We start from the raw sequence: 15148 nt of genomic DNA, 5'->3' as shown, positions 1-15148 counted from the left end.
GCGCGTCCGCGGGGCGGCGCCGTCCGACGGCGACGGCGGATCGAGGGGCCCGTGGCCCTGCTCGTGCCTTTCGGCTCTGGGTGCCCGATCGGCGTGAAGGCTTCTCACGCGCGATGGGCGAAGGGGGCACATGCTGCATGCCGGGGACGTCGCAGGAGGTCGCTTCCGACTGATTCGGCCGATCGGCTCGGGCGGGATGGCGAGCGTCTGGTGGGCGCGCCACGAGCTCATCGGCCGGGACGTCGCGCTCAAGCTGTCCCCGGCGCTCCGGGACGACCAGGTCGTCGCGCGGTTCATCCGCGAGGCGAAGATCATCGGCAAGTTCCAGCACCGGAACATCGTCGGCGTGGTCGACGCCGGGGAGCTCCCGGACGAGGGTTACCTCTTCCTCGCCCTGGAGCTGCTGCGGGGCTCGCCGTTCGCGGATCGCCTCGTCCCGGGCCGGCCGCTGCCGCCCGAGGAGGTCGTGCCCGTCCTCATCGAGGTCTGCAGCGGGCTCTCGGCCGCCCACGCCGAGGGCGTCGTGCACCGCGACATCAAGCCGGAGAACATCGTGATGGCCATGGTCCCCGGCGAGGGGATCGTGCCGAAGATCGTCGACTTCGGCATCAGCCAGCTCACGGACGCGGGCGACGCGATCACCGTCGACGGGCAGCTGCTCGGGACGCCCTCGTACATGAGCCCGGAGCAGGCCCTGGGCAAGCGCACCATCGACGCGCGCGCCGACATCTGGGCGGTCGGCGTGATGCTCTACGAGGCGCTCAGCGGCGCGCAGCCGTTCCGGGGGGGCAACCACCACGCGGTCCTCCGGCGCATCCTCGAGACCGAGCCCGCGCCGCTCCCGCCCTCCGTCCCGCAGCGCCTCCGGAAGATCGCCGCCCGCTGCCTCGAGAAGGACCCGGCGCGGCGCTACCCGGACGCGGCCTCGCTGCGCGCGGATCTGACGGCCGCGCTCGACGACCTCGGCGCGAGCGCGCCCGCGCCGATCGTGATCCTCTCGCCGGCGTCCGTGGGTCGGCGGTCGCTCGAGACGACGCGCCCCCGCGGCGCGCTCGCCGCGCGCCCGCGGCTCGCCCTCCGCGCGCTCGGGCGGCTCTGGACCTCGGGCGCGCGGGCGCCCCGGTGGCGCGAGGCGACGACGCTCGGGAGCACGCCGGGCGCCGCGTCGCCGGACGCGCGGCGGCGCGCGCGGGCAATCACGGCGCTCCGGGTCGCGGGCGCGGCGGTGCTCGCGGCGGCGCTCGGCTCGGCCGCGCTGCGGGACCCGGCCGACGAGGAGGCCACGAGCGCGGCGCGCGAGAGCCTCCGCCCCGTGCTGGCCGCGGCCTTCGCCGACAGCGGCGCATGGCGGCGCGGCGCGGGCGCGCCCGGGGCGGCGGACGTCGACGGGCCGCACGCGCCGCGCGCGCCTTCTGGCAAGGCGGCGGGCCGCGGCGGCGCGATGGGCTCGCCCGAGCTCGCCTCGGCGGACCCGGGCGGCCCCGAGATCACGGCGGCGCCGGAGGACAAGCCCCCGCGCTCACAGGCGCCGCGCGGCGCCTCCAGATCCCGCATCACGAGCCCCGGGTTCTGATGAGCGGCGCCGCACGCATCCCCGCTCTGCGCGCGCGCTCCCGCCGGCGCGCCGCCGCGCTCGGGCTCGCTGCCTGGGCGCTGCTCTCGGCGCCCTGGGTCCGCGCGCAGGACGACGGCGCGACGCGCGCGCTGCGGCTCCAGTTCGCGCAGGGGCTGACGCTCGAGGGCGCCGGACGCTGGGCCGACGCGCTCGCTCGGTTCGAGGCGATCGCCCGCCATCGGCCCACGGCGAACGTGGCGTTCCACATCGGCCTCTGCCACGAGCGGCTCGGCCGGCTGCGGACGGCCGAGCGGACGTACCAGGACGCGCGCACCACGGCGCGGGCCGCGGCGCCCGCGGTGCTCGCCGAGATCGACGCGCGCCTCCAGGACCTCGAGGGGCGGATGCCCCGGATCGTGCTGAACCTCGCCGGCGCGACCGAGGGCGTGACGCTGCTGCTCGACGGCGAGGCGGCGCAGCCATCGCGCGCGATCCGGGTCGATCCGGGCCCGCACGTGGCCGTGGCGCTGCGGCACGGGATCCCCGTCGCCGCGAGCGCGTTCTCGAGCCACGAGCGCCGCACGCGGTTCGTGACGCTGACCGTTCACCCCGTCGCGATCGGCGCGCCGCGCCCCTGAGCTGGCGGGGCCGCCGGCCTCGCTCGCCCGCGATCCGACGCGGGCTCTCCGGCGCGCGGAGCGCGCGCGCCTCGCCGGACGATCGCCGGCGCGCCGCGCTCCGCCTCGCGCGGCGCCGACCGGGACGGCCCGCGCCGGGCCCCCCACACCCGAGCACTTGTGTGCGCGCGGAGGAGCCGCACCCCTCGCTGCGAGCGCAGGCGCGCCGCGACCGCGCTCGCAGCTGGAGCGATCGCGTCGCGCGGCTTAGCGCTCGTCGCGGGCGTGTCAAGCCGCGAGCGCGGCCGCGGCGCGCCGTCGAGATCGCGCCGATTCGAAGGCTTTTCGCGGCGCGCGCGGCGCTGGCCAGGGGCGCCCGGCGCCCGCTCGGACCGCGCTCTAGGTGCGCCTGACAGGGCGCTCCGGACACGGCCAAGCTCGCCGAGTCCTCGGCCATGAACGCTGGATCCAGCTTCTGACGTCCTGATAGCATGCAAGTCCCATGGCGCTCGACAGGCCGCCCGGTGCGGGCTCTGCTTCGCGACTCGGCAATTATGAGCTGCTGAAAGAGCTCTCCGGCGGCGGGATCGGGTCCACGTGGCTCGCGCGGGCGGCGTCCGACGACGGTGAGGCGACGAGCGCCTCGCCGGTCACGATCCTGCGCATCTACCGGCACCTCACGAAGAAGCCCGAGACCGCGGACGGCATCCTCCGCGAGGCCGGGATGGCGCAGCAGGTCCGCTTCCCCAACGTGCTCTCGGTGGTCGACGCGCGCGTCGCCGACGGCGAGGTCTTCATCGTCTCGGAGTACGTGGAGGGCGAGCCGCTCGGCGCGCTCGTCTCGGCGGCCGGCGCCGAGGGGCTGCCGCTCCCGGTCGCGCTCCGGATCGGGGTCGACGTGCTGCGCGCGCTCGCGTCCGCGCACGCGACCGAGCCGGCGCCGCTCGTGCATGGCGAGCTGAACCCGACCCACGTCACCGTCGGCATCGACGGCGTCGCGCGGGTGAGCGGGCTCGGCGTCGCGCGGGCCATCGCCGGGCTCGCGCCCATGGGGACGAGGAACCCCGATCGCCTGGCCTATGCCGCGCCGGAGCGGGTCAAGGCGATGGCGGCGCACGCGGCGGCCCCGCTCGATCCGCCCGCCGATCTCTTCTCGGTCGGCGTGATCCTCTGGGAGCTGCTCGCGCGGCAGCGGCTGTTCTCGTCGAAGCTGGAGTCCGCGGTCATCCAGAAGGTGCAGACGGCGCCCATCCCGCCGCTCGCGGCCGGCGCCGTCCCGGCCGAGGTCGCCGAGGTCGTCCGGACCGCGCTCGAGCGCGATCCGGCGCGCCGGTTCGAGAGCGCGTCGGCGATGCTCGCGGCGCTGGAGGCCGCGGGCGCGGGGCGGATCGCCGCGGCGGAGGACGTCGCCGCGGCGGTGAGCCGGCTGGCCGGCAAGACGATCGAGCCGCGCAGGACGATGATCGCGGCGGCGATGGCGGGCGCCGTCGGCGGGGCCGGGTCGCCGCTGTCGCCGCCGCCGCCGCGCGCGCGCGGCGCGACGCTGGTGGGCGTGGCGATCCCCGGCGTCGAGAGCGCGCTCTCCCCTCGCGGCGATGGCCCGCGCCACGCGATCACCGCGCCGTCTCCGCGCCCGCGTGGGACGCCAGGCCCGCCGGCGGTCGCGGGCGCCGCGGTCGCCGCGAGCCAGCTCCGCCCGTCGGGCGGCGCGACCGCGCCGAAGGAGGCCGCGGCGCTGAAGAACGGCCTCGCGGCCAAGGCGGGGGCCGGCGCGTCGAACGGCGCCGGGCCGGCGGCGCACGCCGACGCCGACGCCGACGTGGACGTCGACTGGGGCTCGCCGGACGACGTCGCCGGCCGCGGCTCGCCCGCGCCGCGGCCCCCTGCGGCGACGCTGCCGCGGATCGAGCTGTCGAGCGAGAGGACGGAGAGCCGCGCCGCCGTGGCGAAGCCCGAGGTCCCCGCGCCGGCGGCCGCGCGGAAGGAGCAGCCGCCTGCGCGGCCGGGCGTGCCGCGGCCCGTCGATGCGGGGGACAGCCTCGTTGCGGCGCGGATGACGCCGACGCCGGCGGAGGGCACGGTGCTGAAGCGGCCGACGCCCGTTCCGGCCGCGCCGAGGCCGCCGCGCCCGCCGGCCCCGCGAGGGGTGCCGTCGCCGTCTGCGGCGCCCGCGGCCGCCGGGCCTGCGCCCGCGGCTTCCGGCGTTGCGGCGCCCGCGGCTGCCGGGCCTGCGACCGCGGCGAGCCCGGTGACGCCGCGCGTGCCCGTGCCGCCCGCGGCGCCGCCGGCTCCTGCCGCGCCTCGCGTCCCGGTCGTGCCCGCCGTGCCGCCGGCGCCGCGTGCCGCCGGCGCGCCCGCGGCATCGCCGGCGCCGGCCACGCCGCGCGCGCCGCTGGTGCCCGCGGTGCCCGTGGCGCCGGCCCTGCCGCGGTCCCCCGCTGCGCCCGCGCCGGCCGCTGCGCCCGCCGCGCCGGCGACGCCCGCGCCCGCCGCGGCGCCTGCGCCTCTCCAGGCGCCGCCCGCTCCTGCGCCGGCGTCGTCCACCTCGCCGGCCATCCCCGCCGCGCTGAAGGCTCCGCCCCCGCCGGTGTTCGCCCCTCCTGGCGGCGGGGCGGCTGCGCCGGCGGGCGCAGCGGCGCAGGAGATCGCGATCGCCCACGAGCCGGCGCCGACCTCCGGGAGGACGCTCCACACGCCGACGGGAGCCCAGGGCCCGACGAAGCTGTGGGGTCGCGCCGCGTCGGCCGTCGATCGTCTCGGGCCGGGGAGCACCCTCGGCCGGTACGAGATCCTCATGCCGGTCGCCAAGGGAGGCATGGCGGCCGTCTGGGCCGCGCGCCTGCAGGGCACCCGCGGCTTCCGGAAGATCGTCGCGATCAAGACGATGCTGCCCGACGTCTCCGACGACCCCGACTTCGAGTCGATGTTCCTCGACGAGGCGCGGGTCGCGGCGCGCATCCGGCACCCCAACGTGGTCGAGATCCTCGACCTCGGCGAGGAGGACGACGTCCTCTACATCGTCATGGAGTGGGTCGACGGCGAGACGGCCGGCACGCTGCAGAAGGCCGCCAAGCGGCTCGGCGGCATCCCGCAACGGATCGTGCTCCGCATCGCCTCCCAGATCTGCGCGGGCCTCCACAACGCGCACGAGCTCCGCGACGACAGCGGCGCGCTGCTCGACCTGGTCCACCGCGACATCTCGCCGGCGAACGTGCTCATCTCGACGGCCGGCTTCGTGAAGATCGTCGACTTCGGCGTGGCGAAGTCGAAGGGGCGCCTGCACGTCACGCGCGCCGGCGGCATCATCAAGGGGAAGACGCCGTACCTGTCGCCCGAGCAGCTCGGCGGGCTCCCCATCGATCGCCGGAGCGACATCTTCTCGCTCGGCGCGCTGCTGTACGTGCTCACGACGGGCCTGCACCCGTTCCGCGCCGAGACCGAGCTCTCGACCGTCGAGAACATCACGATCAAGAACCCGCTCCCCCCGCGCGAGCTGAACGGCGCGATCCACCCCGAGCTCGAGCGGATCATCCTCAAGGCGCTCGAGAAGGATCGCGAGAACCGCTTCTCGACGTGCGCCGAGATGCAGCGGGCGATCGATCAGGTGGCGTCGACGCTCGGCGAGCCCACGACCGACGAGGACGTCGCGGCCTTCGTGCGGCAGGCGATCGGCGAGATCCAGTCGAAGCGCGCGCAGGAGCTCCGCGACGCGATCGCCGCCGTCGACGCCGGCGCGGCCCTGAACTCGGAGCCGCGCTCCGGCGCCTCGCCGGATCTCCACGCCGCGCCGCCCGACCCGGGCACGGGCGCGCGCGAGGGCGCGGCCGCCGCCGGCGCGGCGGCCCCCGCGACGGCGGCGCTGGCCGGCGCCGGCGCGGCCTCGAGCGCCGCGGCGGCGCCCCCGGCTGCAGCGCAGGAAGAGGAGAGCCCCGTCAGCCTGGAGCCGATCTCGCTCGAGGAGATCGCCGCGCCGGCGAAGCCCGCCGAGGCCCCGCCGCGGCTCATCATCGCGCCCGCGCTGCAGGCCGACATCGCGCCCGCCGAGCCCGCCGAGCCGTCGAGCCCGCGGCCCTCCTCCCGCGACGGCAAGCCGCTCGGCTCGTCCGTGCCGCGGGTCCTCCCGGCGGCCGGCATGCCCGCCACGAAGGTGCTCGCCGCGGCGGACCCGCCCGCCTCCAGGGCGGCGGCGCTCGGCGCGCGCTTCACGAGGGGCGGCTCCCGCAGCCTGGCCAACGACGTCGGCGAGGTCACGGCGGTCGACCGGTCGTTCGAGACCGGGCAGCGCCGCAAGCTGCTCCAGCTCATCGTGGCCGGCGCGGCCCTGTTCTGCGTGGCGATCGGCGCCGTGGCGCTGGTCGTGCGCAGCGGCGACGAGCGTCCGACCTCGGAGGGCGGCAAGGCGCGCGTCGACGCGCTGCCCGCGCCCGAGACCACGGCTTCCGCCGCGCCCACGAGCACGGCGGAGGCCGTGCCGGCCGCGCCGCCCGCGACCGCGGAGCCTCCGCAGGCAGCGCAGCCGGCGCCTCTCGAGGAGGCGCCGGCGCCTGCCGCCGCGCCTCCGGACGAGCCGCCGGCGCCTGCCGCCGCGCCTCCGGACGAGCCGCCGCCCCCGGCGGCCAAGGCGCCCCCGGCGCCGACGCCGGCGCCCGCGGCGACGCAGGCCGCGCGCCCCGCGTCGACCGCGCGCCCCGCGTCGACCGCGCGTCCTCGGCCGACGTCCACCGCGACGAAGCCGGCGCCCAAGCCGGCATCGACGGCCAAATCGACCACCAAAAAGAAGTACAACCCCTCGGGTATCTGACCACCGTGCGACCTCGACCCTGGCTCCGTGCGCTGCTCTTCGGTGCGGCCTCTTGCCTCTGCCTGTGCACGCTCCCCGCGCCCGCAGCGGGCGCGGACGCCCCCGCGGCCACGCCGTCGCCGGACGCGGTGGAGAAGGCGCAGAGCCTCTTCAAGAAGGGCGCGGCCCTCTACGAGAGCAAGCGCTACGCGCTCGCGCTGGAGCAGTTCCGGGCCTCGTACGCCGCGGTGGCGAGCCCGAACTCGCGCCTCTACATCGCGCGCTGCCTGGCGGACCTGGGCGAGCACACCGAGGCGTACCTCGAGTTCGATCAGGTCGCGGCGGAGGCCGCGGCCCGCGCGGCGACCGAGCCGCGCTACGCCCAGACGGAGCAGACGGCGCAGCTCGAGCGCGACGAGCTCGCGCGCAAGATCGCGCTCGTGACGGTCGCGGTCGCGAGCCCGGACGCCGTGATCTCCGTCTCGATCGCCGGCAAGGACGTCCCGCGCGAGCGGTGGGGCAAGCCGTTCCCGGTCAAGCCCGGCAAGGCCGAGGTCGTCCTGCGCACGAGGACCACCTCGATCCCGCAGACCCTGGATCTCTCGGCGGGTGAAGCGAAGACCGTCAAGCTCGACCCGGACGAGCCCGGCCAGGCCGGCGCTGCGGACGGCGGTCCGGCGCTCCTCGACGAGGGGCCGATCCTGCCCGAGGAGGCGCCCTCGGCGCGGGCGTACCTGCGCCCGTACGCCTATGCCGCCGGCGGCGTGGGCGTGGCGGGGCTCGCCGTGTTCACGGTCGCCGGCTTGATGGCGAACAGCACCTACAGCGATCTCGCCGAGAGCTGCCAGGGTCCCTGCCCCGTCGAGCGGAAGGACGACGTCGATGCGGGCAAGGCCCAGCAGACGGTCGCGAACGTCGGGGTCGTGGTCGGCGCGATCGGGCTCGTCGCGGGCACCACGCTGCTGGTCCTGAGCCTCACGGGCGGCAGCGCCGGCGAGCCGCAGCGCAGCACCGCCTCGACGCAGCTGCTCGTCGGGCCCGGCTTCGCCGGCCTGCGCGGCACGTTCTAGCCCCGCCCGCCCGAGCTCGGCTGCAAAACGAACGGGCGGGATCGCTCTCGCGACCCCGCCCGCCTGCCGTCGATCGCTCTCGTTACCGCCGAGCGATCAGCGACCGCCAGGGCCGCCCTTGGCGACCTTGGCCTTCTTGTCCCCGGAGTGGCCGTGGAACGTGCGCGTCGGCGCGAACTCGCCCAGCTTGTGGCCGACCATGTTCTCCGTGACGAACACGGGGACGAACTTCCTCCCGTTGTGCACGGCGAAGGTCAGGCCGACCGACTCGGGCAGGATCGTCGAGCGGCGCGACCACGTCTTGATCACCTTCTTGGCGTTGGTCGCCTGGGCCGCCTGGATCTTCTCCAGCAGGTGACCGTCGATGAAGGGCCCTTTCTTGATGCTCCTCGGCATGACTAACCCTTGGTCCCGCGCCGCCGGACGATCATCGTGTCGGTGCGCTTGTTGTTCCGCGTCTTGAGGCCCTTGGCGAGCTGACCCCACGGCGAGCACGGGTGGCGCCCGCCGCTGGTCCGACCCTCACCGCCGCCCATCGGGTGATCGACGGGGTTCATCGTCACGCCGCGGTTGTGCGGCCGGCGGCCCAGCCAGCGGGATCGACCCGCCTTGCCGAGGCTGATGTTCGCGTGCTCGGCGTTCGACACCTGCCCGATCGTGGCGCGGCAGTCGAGGTGCACCTTGCGGATCTCGCCGCTCGGGAGGCGGACCTGCGCGTAATCGCCGTCCTTCGCCATGAGCTGCGCGGCGACGCCGGCCGAGCGGACGAGCTGACCGCCCTTGCCCTTCTTGACCTCCACGTTGTGGATGGAGGTGCCGGGCGGGATGAAGCGGAGCGTCAGGCTGTTGCCCGGCTTGATGTCCGCGTTCCGGCTCGCGAGCAGCGTCGCCCCGACCGCGAGGCCGTCGGGCGCCAGGATGTAGCGCTTCTCGCCGTCCACGTAGTGCAGGAGCGCGATGCGCGCCGTCCGGTTCGGGTCGTACTCGATCGCGGCGACCTTCGCCGGGACGCCGATCTTGTCGCGCCGGAAATCGATGATCCGGTAGCGCTGCTTGTGACCGCCGCCGCGGAACCGCGACGTGATGCGGCCGTTGTTGTTCCGGCCGCCGGTGGACGTCTGCTGCTCGAGCAACGACCGCTCGGGCTCGACCTTCGTGATGTCCTTGAAGTCGCTGACCGAGTAGTAGCGCCGCGCCGGCGAGGTCGGCTTGAAGGATCTGATTCCCATGGCTATTCCGCCTTCTCGTCGAAGAACTGGATCTCGTCACCCTCCTTGAGGGTGACGATCGCCTTCTTCCAATTGCGCAGCTTCGCGTAGCCGCGCCCCATGCGCTTTTCCTTGCCGCGCATGATCATGGTGTTGACGTCCACCACGCCCACCTTGAAGAGCGTCTGGATGGCGTCCTTGATCTGGATCTTGTTCGCCTCGCGGCGGACCTCAAAGATGACCTTGTTGCCTTGGTCGCGGAGCCGGCTCGATTTCTCCGTGAGGATGATGGGCCGGCGGATGATCTGCTCGGGCTGCATGGCGGACTCCCCTGACTAGCGAAGGCAACGCGCCTCGAGCGCCTTGGCGGCGTCCCTCGAGACGATGAGGTGGTCGTGCCTGAGGAGGTCGTAGACGTTGACCCCCTCCGGCGGCAGATACTGGTGGTTCTCCAGGTTGCGGAGGCTCTTCACCAGCTTCTCGTTGCCGGCCGTGTCGACGACCAGCGACTTCTTGTCCGCCTGCAGCGTCGTGAGCGTGGCAGCGATCGCCTTGGTCTTGACCTCGGCGACCTCCAGGCTGTCGAGCACGATGAGCCGGCCCTCCTTCGCGAAGAGGGAGAGCGCGCTCTTCAGGGCGCCGATGCGCACCTTGCGGGGCGGACGGTACGACCAGTCCTTCGGCTCCAGGGCGTGCGCCATACCGCCGCCCGCGTGGTGCGGCGCGCGGATCGAGCCCTGGCGGGCGCGGCCGGTGCCCTTCTGGCGGTAGAGCTTCTTCGTGGAGCCGGCGACCGCGCTCCGCTCCTTGGTGGCCTTGGTGCCCGAGCGGCGAGAGGCGAGCTGCGCCTTCACGACCTCGTAGAAGAGGTGCTCCTTCACCTCGGTCCCGAAGACCTCGTCCGAGAGGTCGAGCTCGCCGACCTGCTCCCGCTTGAGGTTGTAGACGGTAACCTTCATGGTACCTGGACTCCTAGCTCTTGATCTCGACGTCGACGCCGGCCGAAAGGTCGAGCTTCATCAGCGCGTCGAGGGTCTGCTGAGTCGGCTCGATGATGTCGAGAAGCCGCTTGTGCGTCCGGATCTCGAACTGCTCGCGCGACTTCTTGTCGACGTGGGGCCCCCGGAGCACCGTGTAGCGACGGATCTCGGTGGGCAGCGGGATGGGTCCCGCGACGTGCGCGCCGGTCCGCTTCGCCGTCTCGACGATATCGCTCGTCGACTTGTCGAGCAGCTGGTGGTCGAACGCTTTGAGGCGAATCCGGATCTTCGTTGTATCAGCCATGGTGCTCTTCCTACGCGAGGATCTTCGTGACGACGCCGGCGCCCACCGTCTTGCCGCCCTCGCGGATGGCGAAGCGCATCTGCTCCTCCAGCGCGACCGGGGCGATGAGCTCGATCGTCATCGTGATGTTGTCGCCCGGCATCACCATCTTCACCCCCTCGGGGAGGTTCACCGTGCCGGTCACGTCCGTCGTCCGGATGTAGAACTGCGGCCGGTAGTTGGTGAAGAACGGCGTGTGGCGCCCGCCCTCCTCCTTCTTGAGGACGTACACCTCACCGGTGAACTTCGTATGCGGCGTGATCGACCCGGGCTTCGCCAGCACCTGGCCGCGCTCGATCTCTTCCTTCTCCACGCCGCGGAGCAGACACCCGACGTTGTCGCCCGCCTGCCCCTGATCGAGCAGCTTCCGGAACATCTCGACGCCGGTCACGACCGACTTCTTCGTGTCCTTGAAGCCGATGATCTGCACCTCGTCGCCGACCTTGATCACGCCGCGCTCGATGCGGCCCGTGGCCACCGTGCCGCGGCCCTTGATCGAGAACACGTCCTCGATCGCCATCAGGAACGGCTTGTCGATGTCGCGCACCGGCTCGGGGATGTAGCTGTCGAGCGCGTTGAGCAGCTGCTGGATCGTCTCCTCCCACTTCGGGTCGCCCTGCAGCGCCGGCAGCGACGCGCCCCGGACGACCGGCGCGTTGTCGCCGTCGAACTTGTACTTCGACAGGAGCTCGCGGACCTCCATCTCGACCAGGTCCAGCATCTCCGGGTCGTCCACGGCGTCGCACTTGTTCAGGAACACGACGATGTGGTTCAGGCCGACCTGCCGAGCGAGCAGCACGTGCTCGCGCGTCTGCGGCATCACGCTGTCGAGCGACGACACGACGAGGATCGCCCCGTCCATCTGCGCCGCGCCCGTGATCATGTTCTTGATGTAGTCGGCGTGCCCGGGGCAGTCGACGTGCGCGTAGTGGCGCTTCTCGGACTCGTACTCGACGTGCGCGGCCGCGATGGTCACCGTCTTGGTCTCGTCACGGACCGTCCCGCCCTTCGCGATGTCGGCGTACGAGATCGCCTTCGCCAGCTGGCGCTTCGACTGCACCTTGACGAGCGCGGCCGTGAGCGTGGTCTTGCCGTGGTCGATGTGACCGATGGTGCCCACGTTCACGTGCGGCTTCGTACGAGTGAATTTCTCCTTGGCCATGGCGTCTTCTTAACCTCGCTGCTTGGCGACGATCTCTTCCTGGATCGCGGCCGGAACCGGTGCGTAATGAGAGAACTGCATCGAATGGGTCGCGCGGCCCTGCGTCTTGGAACGGACGTCGGTCGCGTAACCGAACATGGTGGCGAGCGGGACCTCCGCGCGGATCACCCGGGTGTTCGCGCGTTGCCCCATATCGAGGATGCGGCCACGTCGCGAGTTGAGGTCGCCGATGACGTCCCCGAGGTAGTTCTCGGGAGAGACGACCTCGACGGCCATCATCGGCTCGAGGAGCACGAGGCCCGCCCTCTTCGCGCCGTCCTGGAAGGCCATCGACGCGGCGACCTCGAACGCGGGCCCCGAGGAGTCGACCTCGTGGTAGCTGCCGAAGTGGAGCCGCACCTTGATGTCGACGACCGGGTAGCCCGCGAGCACGCCGCGGCCCATCGCTTCCCGGATGCCCTTCTCGATCGAGGGGATGAACTCCTTCGGGATGATGCCGCCGACGATGTCGTTCTCGAACACGAAGCCCGCGCCGCGCTCGGCCGGCTCGATGTCGATCCGCACGTGGCCGAACTGGCCGTGCCCGCCCGACTGCCGGACGAAGCGCCCCTCGACGTCCGTCGCCTTCTTCGAGATGGTCTCGCGGTAGGCGACCTCGGGCTTGCCGACGTTGGCGTCGACCTTGAACTCGCGCTTCAGGCGGTCGACGATGATCTCCAGGTGGAGCTCGCCCATCCCGGCGATGATCGTCTGCCCCGTGTCCTCGTTCGTGAAGGTGCGGAACGAGGGGTCCTCGTAGGCGAGCTTCTGCAGGCTGAGCCCGAGCTTGTCGAGATCGGCCTTGGTCTTCGGCTCGATGGCGATCGAGATCACCGGGTCGGGGAACTCCATCCGCTCCAGCACGATCGGGTGCTTCTCGTCGCAGAGCGTGTCCCCGGTGCGGGTGTCGCGCAGCCCGACGGCGGCGTAGATGTTGCCCGCGTAGCAGACGTCGATCTCCTCGCGCTTGTTCGCGTGCATCCGGAGGATGCGCCCGAACCGCTCCCGCTTGCCGCGGGTCGAGTTGAGCACGCTGACGCCGCTCTTCGTCGTGCCGGAGTAGACGCGGAAGAAGGTGAGGTTGCCGAACTGGTCGTTCATGATCTTGAACGCCAGGGCCGCGAACGGCTCGTCGTCGCCCGCCTTGCGCGAGACGACCTTGTCCTTCTTGTCGGGCAGCGTCCCCTCGACGGCCGGGATGTCGACCGGCGACGGCAGGTAGTTCACCACGCTGTCGAGCAGCAGCTGAACCCCCTTGTTCTTGAACGCCGAGCCGCACAGGACCGGGACGAACTTGAAGCTGAGGGTGCCCGCGCGGAGGGCCGCGTGGATCTCCTCCTCGGTGATCTGGTCGAAGTCGCCGGCGATGAACTTCTCCATCACTTTGTCGCTCGCGTCGGCGCACGCCTCGATGAGCTTCTCCCGGAGCTCCTTGCACCGCGGGAGGACGTCGGCCGGGATCTCCTGCCACTCGTAGCGCTGGCCCTTCGTCTCCTCGTCGAAGACGGCGGCCCGGAGGGTCACGAGGTCGATGACGCCGCGGAACGAGTCCTCCGCGCCGAGCGGGTAGTGGATCGCCACCGGGTTCGCGCCGAGGCGCTCGCGGATCGAGTCGACGCACATCTCGAAGTCGGCGCCGACCTTGTCCATCTTGTTGATGAACGCGATGCGGGGGACGCCGTACTTGTCCGCCTGCCGCCAGACGGTCTCGCTCTGCGGCTCGACGCCGTTGCCGCCGTCGAACACCGCGACCGCGCCGTCGAGCACGCGGAGGCTGCGCTCGACCTCGATCGTGAAGTCGACGTGACCGGGGGTGTCGATGATGTTGATCCGGTGAGAGACGCCCTTCTGGGGCCCCTGCTCCGGCGACCAGAAGCAGTTCGTCGCGGCGGACGTGATGGTGATGCCGCGCTCCTGCTCCTGGACCATCCAGTCCATCGTGGCGGCGCCCTCGTGGACCTCGCCGATCTTGTAGTTGACACCCGAGTAATAAAGGATGCGCTCGGTGACCGTCGTCTTGCCCGCGTCGATGTGGGCCATGATCCCGATGTTGCGCGTCCGTTCCAGGCTGTACTCGCGTGCCACTTTTCCTTCTCCGTCGTGTGATGCGTGGGGTGAGGGTTCCGGACTCAGGATGCAAAACACCCTCTCCAGCCCGTCCCGCCTCCGTTGTGGCGGGCACTTGAACCTGGAGAGGGTGTCGGGGTACAGCAGCAGCTTTTCTAGGTCTCCGGGCGGCGAGCGCTGTCGCGCTCCCTCGAGAAGACCGGCTCTGTAACCCGATCCTTATGTCGACTGTGCCATCTCGCTCTACGCGTCTCCTCGCCTGGGAATGCGACGTGACAAACCGTCAAATGGGCGAACCAGCGCAGATCCGGGATCCGCGCTGGCTGCCTCGGCGACCTACCACCGGTAGTGGGCGAACGCCTTGTTGGCCTCCGCCATCTTGTGCGTATCGTCGCGCTTCTTGACCGCGTTGCCGCGGTTCTGCGCCGCGTCGACGAGCTCGGCGGCGAGCCGCTCGCGCATCGTCTTCTCGCCGCGGCCGCGCGAGTAGGTCACGAGCCACCGCATCGCCAGCGCGACGCGCCGCTCCGGGCGGACCTCGACGGGGACCTGGTAGGTCGCGCCGCCGACGCGCCGGCTCTTCACCTCGAGCTTCGGCTTCACGTTGTCGAGCGCCTTCCGGAAGACGTCGATCGGCTCCTCCTTGAAGCGGTCGCGCACGATGTCGAACGCGCCGTAGAGGATCCCCTCGGCCGTCGCCTTCTTGCCCGACTGCATCAGGGAGTTCGTGAACTTGGCGACGAGCTTGTCCTTGTACTTCGGGTCCGGAATGATCTTCCGCTTCGGGACTTCGCGACGACGGGGCATCTTCGTTCCTCTGCTCGGCTATCGACCGGTCAGGCCTTCGGGCGCTTCACGCCGTACTTCGAGCGCTTGCGGTTGCGGGTGGCTTTGTTGGTGGAGCTCGGCCCGGCGGCGCCGGACGCGTCGAGCGTGCCGCGGACGACGTGGTAGCGCACGCCCGGCAGGTCCTTCACGCGGCCGCCACGGATGAGGACGACCGAGTGCTCCTGCAGGTTGTGGCCTTCGCCCGGGATGTAGCTCGTCACTTCCATCTGGTTGCTCAGCCTGACACGGCAGACCTTGCGGAGCGCCGAGTTGGGCTTCTTCGGCGTCGTGGTATAGACACGTACGCACACGCCTCGCCGCTGCGGGCAGGACTTGAGCGCAGGAGAGGCCGTCTTGTAGCGGGCGGCCTCGCGGCCTTGGCGGATGAGCTGGCTGATGGTCGGCATAGAGACGCGGATTTCCACCTGAGGGATGGGGACGCGCAGGATACCCAGGAGCCGAACCATGTCAAGCGGTACGACGCCCGTTCCTGCTGGAT

Annotated in this window: 13 protein-coding genes; 4 read left to right on the top strand and 9 right to left on the bottom strand. The window is 72.3% G+C overall.

The annotated features are described in order from the left end of the window. Positions 1-130 precede the first annotated feature (130 nt). From WME83_RS06390 to WME83_RS06375, 4 genes are all read left to right on the top strand, one after another. The gene (locus tag WME83_RS06390) at positions 131-1573 is read left to right on the top strand and encodes a serine/threonine-protein kinase (protein WP_437318358.1); all 1443 of its coding nucleotides are present in this window, start codon (positions 131-133) and stop codon (positions 1571-1573) included. Then, positions 1573-2193, top strand: a complete 621-nt coding sequence (locus tag WME83_RS06385) for a tetratricopeptide repeat protein (RefSeq protein ID WP_437318357.1) — start codon at positions 1573-1575, stop codon at positions 2191-2193. The genes WME83_RS06390 and WME83_RS06385 overlap by 1 nt, the downstream gene beginning before the upstream one ends. A gap of 481 nt (positions 2194-2674) precedes the next feature. After that, positions 2675-6973 carry a protein kinase domain-containing protein gene (locus WME83_RS06380; RefSeq protein ID WP_437318356.1) on the top strand — a complete coding sequence of 1433 codons (4299 nt, stop codon included), beginning with the start codon at positions 2675-2677 and terminating at the stop codon, positions 6971-6973. A 5-nt stretch (positions 6974-6978) separates the two neighbouring features. Continuing rightward, positions 6979-8022: a tetratricopeptide repeat protein gene (locus tag WME83_RS06375; protein WP_437318355.1), complete on the top strand. Its 1044-nt coding sequence runs from the start codon at positions 6979-6981 to the stop codon at positions 8020-8022. Positions 8023-8118: 96 nt separating this feature from the next. Here the strand turns inward: WME83_RS06375 and rpsS are convergent, their stop codons facing one another. The 9 genes from rpsS to rpsL all read right to left on the bottom strand — a co-directional run bounded on the left by rpsS (position 8119) and on the right by rpsL (position 15056). Next, the gene (gene rpsS, locus WME83_RS06370) at positions 8119-8418 is read right to left on the bottom strand and encodes a 30S ribosomal protein S19 (protein ID WP_012233480.1); all 300 of its coding nucleotides are present in this window, start codon (positions 8416-8418) and stop codon (positions 8119-8121) included. A gap of 2 nt (positions 8419-8420) precedes the next feature. After that, positions 8421-9251: a 50S ribosomal protein L2 gene (gene rplB, locus WME83_RS06365; protein WP_129573399.1), complete on the bottom strand. Its 831-nt coding sequence runs from the start codon at positions 9249-9251 to the stop codon at positions 8421-8423. A 2-nt stretch (positions 9252-9253) separates the two neighbouring features. After that, complete coding sequence (locus WME83_RS06360) at positions 9254-9550, bottom strand: 50S ribosomal protein L23 (RefSeq protein WP_020733177.1); 297 nt, start codon at positions 9548-9550, stop codon at positions 9254-9256. A 15-nt stretch (positions 9551-9565) separates the two neighbouring features. Then, entirely contained in the window at positions 9566-10189 is a 624-nt protein-coding gene (gene rplD / locus WME83_RS06355) for a 50S ribosomal protein L4 (protein ID WP_437308313.1), read from the bottom strand. Positions 10190-10202: 13 nt separating this feature from the next. Next, positions 10203-10514 carry a 30S ribosomal protein S10 gene (gene rpsJ / locus WME83_RS06350; protein WP_012233476.1) on the bottom strand — a complete coding sequence of 104 codons (312 nt, stop codon included), beginning with the start codon at positions 10512-10514 and terminating at the stop codon, positions 10203-10205. 10 nt (positions 10515-10524) lie between these two features. Beyond that, entirely contained in the window at positions 10525-11715 is a 1191-nt protein-coding gene (gene tuf / locus WME83_RS06345; protein ID WP_020733175.1) for an elongation factor Tu, read from the bottom strand. A 9-nt stretch (positions 11716-11724) separates the two neighbouring features. Next, complete coding sequence (gene fusA, locus WME83_RS06340; protein ID WP_437318354.1) at positions 11725-13839, bottom strand: elongation factor G; 2115 nt, start codon at positions 13837-13839, stop codon at positions 11725-11727. 318 nt (positions 13840-14157) lie between these two features. Further along, complete coding sequence (gene rpsG, locus WME83_RS06335; protein ID WP_012233474.1) at positions 14158-14628, bottom strand: 30S ribosomal protein S7; 471 nt, start codon at positions 14626-14628, stop codon at positions 14158-14160. Between the two features lie 29 nt (positions 14629-14657). Beyond that, the gene (gene rpsL / locus WME83_RS06330; RefSeq protein ID WP_012233473.1) at positions 14658-15056 is read right to left on the bottom strand and encodes a 30S ribosomal protein S12; all 399 of its coding nucleotides are present in this window, start codon (positions 15054-15056) and stop codon (positions 14658-14660) included. Positions 15057-15148: the final 92 nt, after the last annotated feature.

The organism is Sorangium sp. So ce385, from assembly GCF_051474135.1.
Taxonomy (GTDB): Bacteria; Myxococcota_A; Polyangia; order Polyangiales; family Polyangiaceae; genus Sorangium; species Sorangium cellulosum_D.
The sequence above is the reverse complement of the archived record's forward strand: the minus strand, read 5'-3'. Positions and strand labels throughout refer to the sequence as shown.